Source organism: Pseudomonas sp. NFPP04, from assembly GCF_900113815.1.
Lineage (GTDB): Bacteria > Pseudomonadota > Gammaproteobacteria > Pseudomonadales > Pseudomonadaceae > Aquipseudomonas > Aquipseudomonas extremorientalis.
The window spans coordinates 1-7,317 of the sequence record NZ_FOQS01000025.1 but is presented as its reverse complement, the minus strand read 5'-3'; the positions used below and the strand labels follow the sequence as shown (position 1 = coordinate 7,317).

Here is a 7,317-nt window from a genome sequence, read left to right as displayed (position 1 = left end):
AGCAGCTCTTTGTCGGTTTCGACGGTGCCGGTTTCGAACTTCGGATCGGAGATCGAGCGGGTGTACTTCAGGCCCCAGGCGGCCTTTTTGGCGACCGATGGGATCTCGTGGTACATGTTGAAGATCTCGCCTTCATCCATGGCCAACGATTCGATGCAGTACTGATAGGCGTGGGTGTGGATCGCTTCTTCGAAGGCCTGGCGCAGGATGTACTGGCGGCACTCCGGGTTGGTGATCAGTCGGTACACGGCCAGCACCAGGTTGTTGGCGACCAGGGAGTCGGCGGTGGAGAAGAAGCCGAGGTTGCGCATGACGATGCGGCGTTCGTCGTCGGTCAGGCCTTCGGGGTTTTTCCACAGGGCGATGTCGGCGGTCATGTTGACCTCTTGCGGCATCCAGTGGTTGGCGCAGCCGTCGAGGTACTTCTGCCAGGCCCAGTCGTACTTGAACGGCACGAGTTGGTTGAGGTCGGCGCGGCAGTTGATCATGCGCTTTTCGTCGACGGCGACGCGGGCGGAGGCGCCTTCGAGTTCGGCGAGGCCTTCGGCGACGTCGAGTTTGTCCAGCGCAGCCTTGGCGCGCACGATGGCGGCGGAGTCGTTGGCGGTCACGTTACGGGCTTCCAGCGCAGCCGCGGCGCCGGCACCGTCGAGGCGGTCCATGTTGGCTTCGCTGGCGTGGCCGGCGTTGGCGCCCTTGATCACCGCTGCACCGGTGTCTTCGTTGTCGACTTCATCCCAACTCAGCATGGAAATGCTCCTTCCTGGTATTCGAAAAATAAGTGTTTTTGCAGGCTTCAAGGCATTGAAATACTGCGCATAGTGTGGTCGATAAATACCGATGCTGCACACTATGTAGTGGTCGGGTCTGTTTGTGGGCACACTATATGGTGTGTAACAAGGCTGGTCAACGTGCAGCAATCACGTTGGCCTGCTTTAAAGGCTGATCTTGATCTGCGCGCACAACCCACCTTCCGGCCGGTTGCTCAACGTTAACGAGCCCCCGATCGCCACCACCAGTTGCTGGGCAATCGCCAGCCCCAGGCCGGTGCCGCCGGTGCCGCGGTTGCGTGAGCTTTCCACGCGGTAGAACGGCTGCATCACCTGCACCAGTTCGTCCTCGGCAATGCCCGGGCCGTTGTCGAGCACCTTGATCGACAGCTCGCCATCGGCGGTCGAACCGACCTCCAGTTGCGCGGCGCCGGCGAACTTGAGGGCGTTGTCCACCAGGTTCACCAGCACCCGGCGCAGGGCGTGAGGGCGGGTGTCGAGAACTACCGCGCTTTTGCCGCTGAGGCTCACCTGTTTGTGCATGTCCTGGTAGTCGAACACCAGGCTGTCAAGGAAGGCGTCGAGGTTGATGCGGTGGCTGGCTTCGGTGGCGCCGTGGACGCTGCGTGCGTAGGCCACGCCCTCGCGCACCAGGTGCTCCATCTCCCCGAGGTCGCTCCACAGTTTGTCGCGTTCGGCACAATCCTCCATGAATTCGGCGCGCAGTTTCATGCGGGTGATCGGGGTTTGCAGGTCATGGGAAATTGCCGCGAGGATCTGCATGCGTTCCTTCAGGTATTCGGCGATGCGTTGTTGCATGGCGTTGAACGCAACCGCGGCATGGGCTACTTCGGTGGGGCCTGTTTCGTCCAGCGGCGTGGGGTGAGCGTTAGGGTCCAGGGTCTCCACGGCGCGCGCCAGGCGGGTCAGCGGGCGGATGGCCAGGCGCACGGCGAACCAGGTGCAGCCCAGCAGCAGCGCCAGTTGCAGCACCAGCACCACCGGCAGCCAGTACGCGACGGGCAGCATGGAGGGGCGCACGTCGAGGGTGATCGGGTTGCCGTCGGCCAGGGTCAGGTGCGCCTGGAAGTGCTTCTGCATCCCGGGGATGTCGCGGAAGGTCAGCGCGTAGTGTTCACCCAATGCATCGGCAATCGAGGTGGCGGCCATGGGCACGTCGTCGCTGCGCATCGGCTCGCCAGTTTCGCCGGCGTTGAGCAGGTAGCGGTAGTTTTGCCGATCCAGGCGCGGCAGCCAGCTGGCGCGCTCGTCGGCGGGCAGCCGGTCGAGGATCGCCACCGAGGTGGCCACGTCGTTTTCCAGGTTGCCCAGCATGGCGGTGCGCGCGCTGATGTAGCGCTCATAGAACTGCGCGCTGAAGGACAAGCCATGGGCGCACACCAGGCTGATCAGGAAGATCAGCGACAACTGTGACGCCAGGGTACGCGGCCAGCCAAACCTTAAGGTCATTGCTCGGCCTCGAGGATTTCCACCGGCAGGGAGAACACGTAGCCCTCGCTGCGCACGGTCTTGATGTAGGCCGGTTCGCGGGCGTCGTCCAGCAGGCGTTGGCGCAGGCGACTCACCAGCAGGTCGATGGAACGGTCGAACAGATCGGCGTCGCGGCCCTGGGTCAGGTTGAGCAACTGGTCGCGGTTGAGCACGCGCTGGGGGTGATCGAGGAACACCCGCAGCAAGCGGTATTCGGCGCCGCTCAGGGCGACCAGGGTGTCGTCTTCGTCGAGCAGGTGGCGGGCGGTGGTGTCCAGGCGCCAACGGCCGAAGCGGATCAGCCGCCCGGTTTCGCTGACCACCAGGTTCGGCGGCAGCATCCGCGTGCGGCGCAGCACCGCGTTGATGCGCGCCAGCAGCTCACGGGCGGCGAACGGTTTGACCAGGTAATCGTCCGCGCCCATTTCCAGGCCGATGATGCGGTCGGTTTCATCGTTGCGTGCGGTCAGCATCAACACCGGCGTGGCTTTATGCTTGCCCACCCGCAGCTCGCGGCACAGCTGCAAACCGTCGTCGCCGGGCATCATGATGTCCAGCACGATCAGGTCCACCGGAGTGGTGTCGAGGAAGCTGCGCATCTGGCGGCCGTCGGCGACCACGGTGGTGCGCAAGCCGTTCTTCTTCAGGTAGTTGCCCACCAGTTCGCGGATTTCCCGGTCGTCATCGACGATCAGGATGTGATCGACATGATCCATGCTGCCTTCCTCGTTAAATGCTCGTTGGGGCGCAGTCTAGCCACTGGCGCCGGCCTTGCCTTGTACCCTTTGTATTGCAGTGTATCTGTCGATAAGGAGATACATGACGAAGCAAAAAGGCTGGTGCGACAGGTTTTATCCCGCTGCATAGCCGATAAACGGTTATGTACTAATAAATTTCTAATATTTCTAGTGAATAGACACGGCCTTGGCTGGAAGCGAGCAGGTTGCGCCCGCGCAGGCGGTCGAGGGCTTCGTTGAGGGTGCACTTGCTCACGCCCTCTGATGCAACGCATCACGGCTGCTCTGTTGCTGGGTGTGGCGGTGCGGTGCGCGAGGGTTGGTTGCGATCAGTCTGTGGGGTAGGGTGTCACGGCACCTTCCAACAAAAACAAGGATCGGTTCATGCTCTTCACCTTCCGCCGTACCCTCCTGGCCGCCACCCTGGCCGTGTCCTTCGCTGTGCCGGCCTACAGCGCCGAGCCCCATAAACAGATCCAGGCCCAATCCGAACACTACAAGGCCGACGCCCTGAAACTGCTGGAGCGCCTGGTAAATATCGACTCGGGCTCAGGTTATGAACCGGGCCTGACCCAAGTGCGCGACATCGCCGTGGATGAGCTGAAACAGCTGGGCTTTTCCATCGAGCTGGTGCCGGACAAAGCCGCCAACAACAGCCACGTGGTCGCCACCCTCAAGGGCACCGGCAAAGCCAGAATCCTGTTGATGGCCCATATGGACACCGTGTTCAAGGAAGGCTCGGCCGCCGAGCGCCCGTTCCACATCAAGGACGGCCGCGCCTATGGCCCCGGCGTGATGGATGACAAAGGCGGCATCGTCGCCGGCATCTACGCGCTCAAAGTCCTCAAGGACCAGGGCTTCAAGGACTATGCGCAAATCACCTTCCTGCTCGATGCCAGCGAAGAAACCGGCTCCGACGCCGCCTCCGAGCTGATCCGCCAAACCGCCAAGGCCCACGACGTCACCCTCAACCTCGAACCCGGGCGCCCGGCCGATGGCCTGGTGGTGTGGCGCAAAGGCAGCGCTACCGCCGTGGTCGAAGTCAAAGGCAAAGCCGCCCACGCCGGCGTCGCCCCGGAACTCGGCCGTAACGCCGCCATGGAAGCGGCGCACCAGATCCTGCAACTGGGCAAGCTGGGGGATGCAGAGAAGAAAACCACCATCAACTTCACCGTGATCAAGGCGGGCGACCGCACCAACGTCATTCCCGACCAGGCCACCGCCAAGGCCGACGTGCGCGCGGCATTGCCGGAAGAGTTTGACCGCATCGAGAAGGACCTGGCACGGGTGTCGGCCAACAAGCTGATCCCCGAGACCGAAGTGAAGACCAGCCTGCAGCGTGGGCTGCCACCGATGCCGCAGACGCCGGAGTCGGACAAGCTGGTGGCGATTGCCCAGGGGATTTATGGGGAGTTGGGCAAGACGTTGACGATTGAAGGCAGTGGCGGTGCGGCGGATGCCAGCTTGTCAGCCGGGGTAGGGACGCCGACGTTGGATGGGTTTGGGATTGTTGGCGGGAATATTCATACGCCGGAGGAGTATGCGGAGGTGGAGAGTGTGGTGCCGCGGGTTTATCTGTTGAGTCGGATGATTATGGAACTTTCGAAGCGGTGATTTTCTGCTGATTGACACCCTTTTGTGGTGAGCAGGCTTGCCCTGCGTTGGGCTGCATAGCAGCCCCAAAACAGACAATGCCGTTTCACCTGAAGACATCTATCGCCTGGATTGGGGCCGCTTTGCGGCCCAACGCAGGGCAAGCCTGCTCACCACAGGGTGCTTTTCAATCAGGATTTTCTCGTTTTACCAAGTACTCATTAAATTTCACAATAATGTGATTCAACCATGATCGTCCTGAAGCCCATTGACTGGGGTAGTAGTAATAACAGTGCTGCTCGTGTAGTAAGTTATTTTGAAGGGTGGACTCGTCTGTATAGTTACTTATTAGTTCTAGAATTTCATTTTTTACAGTTATTATTGTGCTTTCTGATGAGTCAAGTAGGAAAGAGTCAATGACTTCGTCAGCTGATGAGTGTTCCAGTGTCCAGTCTTGATTGAAGTAAGCACCGAAAAATTGCTGCAACTCTGTCAGTGGATTATTCATTTTTCTGGGTATCCTGTCAGTAATAGATAGCCATCCGGCATATTAGCTCTTTTCTTCAGAACTAAAATGAAATTGTAAACGGGTATGGGGGTTTCAGTGCCTCTAATAATACTCACGCCTACCGGCCGGTTAGAACTGTCTTTGATTAGATGTTTGTTATTTCCTCCTTCTAAGAACTCTAAAATTTCGTTCCGATGTTTTTTTAAGCTCCTAGATACTAGTGCTTCTGCTTCTTCTAGGTTTTTGAACGTTGATGCTGCAGGTATGTGCGGTTCCAGATTTAGCCTTGTAATCAGTTTTGCGCCCGTCTGTGCAACATGCTTTTCAATTAAGTGCCCGCCGGCATTTTCATGTGCTTCTAGTACGCCGTCAGGGCAATTTACAACTTTACAGCTCAGTCCTAGCGGATCTACCCACGCAGTCGGATTGGGCAGGTACTGGTAAGCATTGATCCCACCCGCCAGCTTCACCGGATCCGGCGTCAGGTAACGACCAACATCCGGATTGTAGTAGCGATGGCGGTTGTAGTGCAGTCCGCTTTCCTGATCGAAATACTGACCCTGGAAGCGCAGCGGGTTGTCGACTTTTCCGATGTCGAGGCGGGTGATTTCCCCGTAGGCACGGTAATGCGCCGACCAGACGATTTCGCCGTCTTGGGCAGTGAGTTCCTGCGGCGTGCCAAGGTGGTCGAGTTGGTAGTGGTAGGCCTTGGTTTCCTTGGGGCCGAAGCCTTCCAGCAAGGCTAGCGGACGAAAGCTATCCGGTTCGTAGAGATAGCTGCGATGCCGATCCGCATGGTGTTCGGCAATCAGTTTGTCGCCTTGCCAGAAGAACTCTTTGGTGATGCCGTCGACGGTTTTACTGATACGCCGCCCAAACGGGTCGTAGCGGTAGCTGGCGGTCTGGCCGTTAGGTTTTTTAATAACGATCAGACGATGCTGGCAGTCGTAGCGGTATTCGGTGACGAGTTGATGGCCTTTGCCGCGTCGTTCGCGGACGAGGTTGCCGAATGCGTCGTAGCCGATTTACCTGAAGACCTCATCGCCTGGATTGGGGCCGCTTCGCGGCCCAACGCGAGCAAGTTCGATTGCCGCAAGTGGGGAGGCTGGTTTTTTAGAAATCTTCGATACTTACCCAGGCAGATGCCGGATACGCTTGTTTTCTTAATTTTCCGATCTTGGCAAGTCGTAGTAGTTTTTCAAACATGTCAATAAGACCTGCATGAACTTTCTCTGATTAATTACGGGTGCGCTGAAATAGGTTGCCATGCTTTTGAAAACGGCATCAAAATTGTCATTGATGGCTAAGAAATGTGTGATCGAGGCAATGAACCACTCCTGCTCACTCCTCGTATAATCGAGAAATTCTGGTTTGGTTAACTCGTCAAAAAGATCTGCAAGTTCTTTTTCATTATTTACGTCTTTTGATGCAATTAGTTTCTCTCGCTCTAAGTCATCAGTGTTTTCAATGTCGTAAGTGAACAGTAGTCCACGGATTATTGACATGCTAGGCTTGTTTTTCATTTTGGTCATTTCTCCGTGTATGCAGTTTTTGGGTGGCCTTGGTTGTTTAATATCACCCTTGCTTTACGTTGTTGGCTATATTCCATTCCCTCTCTTGAGTATCCTTCGCCAACAATTTTCCCCATATTCATTGGTTCTAATGATGCAGCGTGTCCGTTTCGTCTAAAAATAAGCTGGGCTCGGTATATCGAGTTTAGCTGATCCCTATGGCTGAGATAGTGTGTTGCAGCGGGTGGGTATTTAGGTTCCCCTGTGTTTGGGCCCGATGTGTAGCGCTCAATAATTCCTGTCGTCGGGTTTCTTGCGGTATTTAATCGTTCGAGCTGAGACTCGAGTGTCGTTTGTGCGCCGTGTTTTTCCAGGAAATGTGCTCCCGGCGTTGCCTTCTCAAGCTCGTCCAGACGCTTATAGGCGTTCGCTTCGGCAAGCTCATCAATTCTTGCCTGACGCTCAGCACGAGTCAGTTGGGGTAACGCGGGCTCTCCGTCATTGACGCTTGGCGAAGAGCGTTGAGAAATGGCGGCTTGCTTGCAACCATCTCCGCCAGGACATGAGCTCAGCCCTAATGGGTCTACCCATCCCGTCGGGTTGGGTACGTACTGGTAAGCATTGATCCCACCCGCCAACTTCACTGAATCCGGCGTCAAGTACCGACCAACATCCGGATTGTAGTAGCGATGGCGGTTGTAGTGCAG

General features: G+C 57.4%; 6 protein-coding genes and 1 pseudogene. 1 reads left to right on the top strand and 6 read right to left on the bottom strand.

Annotated elements, in window-relative coordinates; genetic code table 11:
- The 3 genes from BM017_RS28660 to BM017_RS28650 form a co-directional block, all read right to left on the bottom strand.
- A partial coding sequence (locus BM017_RS28660; protein WP_139216896.1) for a ribonucleotide-diphosphate reductase subunit beta occupies positions 1-749 on the bottom strand: 749 nt, incomplete at its 3' end.
- A gap of 186 nt (positions 750-935) precedes the next feature.
- Entirely contained in the window at positions 936-2,240 is a 1,305-nt protein-coding gene (locus BM017_RS28655; protein WP_071490715.1) for an ATP-binding protein, read from the bottom strand.
- The gene (locus BM017_RS28650; protein WP_092250889.1) at positions 2,237-2,977 is read right to left on the bottom strand and encodes a response regulator; all 741 of its coding nucleotides are present in this window, start codon (positions 2,975-2,977) and stop codon (positions 2,237-2,239) included. The genes BM017_RS28655 and BM017_RS28650 overlap by 4 nt, the downstream gene beginning before the upstream one ends.
- 405 nt (positions 2,978-3,382) lie before the next feature.
- On the opposite strand from BM017_RS28650, the gene BM017_RS28645 reads away from it, so the two are divergent.
- Entirely contained in the window at positions 3,383-4,612 is a 1,230-nt protein-coding gene (locus BM017_RS28645) for a M20/M25/M40 family metallo-hydrolase (protein WP_092250886.1), read from the top strand.
- 166 nt (positions 4,613-4,778) lie between these two features.
- Here the strand turns inward: BM017_RS28645 and BM017_RS28640 are convergent, their stop codons facing one another.
- The 3 genes and pseudogenes from BM017_RS28640 to BM017_RS28625 all read right to left on the bottom strand — a co-directional run.
- Positions 4,779-5,099, bottom strand: coding sequence for a contact-dependent growth inhibition system immunity protein (locus BM017_RS28640; protein ID WP_092250883.1), 321 nt, complete (start codon positions 5,097-5,099; stop codon positions 4,779-4,781).
- Positions 5,096-6,118, bottom strand: a pseudogene (locus tag BM017_RS28635) (RHS repeat-associated core domain-containing protein); the annotation flags it as partial. The gene BM017_RS28640 and the pseudogene BM017_RS28635, both read right to left, overlap by 4 nt.
- 509 nt (positions 6,119-6,627) lie before the next feature.
- Positions 6,628-7,317: RHS repeat-associated core domain-containing protein (locus tag BM017_RS28625; protein ID WP_139216895.1), on the bottom strand; the 690-nt coding region annotated here is incomplete at its 5' end.